This is a genomic window from Vibrio sp. 1078-1 (genome assembly GCF_033340475.1).
Window position 1 is genome coordinate 1 of the sequence record NZ_JAWOWM010000723.1, and the last position, 556, is coordinate 556.

Sequence of the window (556 nt, forward strand, 5' to 3'; positions counted from 1 at the left end):
CGCTCTGGTTACCCGTCTGGCTTCAGCCCGTTCTTGCTGAAAGGCTGAAGAGATTTTGAGGTATTGCTACTGAGCCTTAAACTTCGATTTGTCCAACTGATGTTTTTTTAGTTTGTCGTACAAGGTCTTGCGTGACATCTGTAATTCTAGTTGATCCTCTTTAAGTCTGCCTCTGTGTCGCTGCAATGCATCAAATAACAGACAATATTCAAAGTGTTCTGTGCGTTGAGTCATGCTCTGAATTTCGATGCTCTTTTCACTGTCCCAATCTTCCATGCGAAAAGTCTCAGGTTTGAGAGCGCGCAGCTCCGCAAATTGGCGCAGTTGTTTAACGTTTTCTGGCCAAGAAAGCTCTGTAATTCGGCGTACTTCGTCCAAACTGATGTGCGGTGGTTGCAGCTGATAACGGCTTGCTGCATGACGTACGAAGTGTTTGTAAAGTGGGCCAATATCTTCTTTGCGTTCATCCAGCGTTGGTAAGTGGATGAGCGTTGCGAACGCTTTAACATCGGCATCAACCTTGGTCGTCGCACCAAATACGCGCTCCAATTTCGGG

Annotated in this window: 1 protein-coding gene; it reads right to left on the bottom strand. The window is 46.6% G+C overall.

Annotated features, from left to right (window positions below):
• Nucleotides 1–66 precede the first annotated feature (66 nt).
• Nucleotides 67–556 (bottom strand): helix-turn-helix domain-containing protein (locus tag R7190_RS29720; RefSeq protein ID WP_318138187.1); only part of this gene is annotated, 490 nt, incomplete at its 5' end.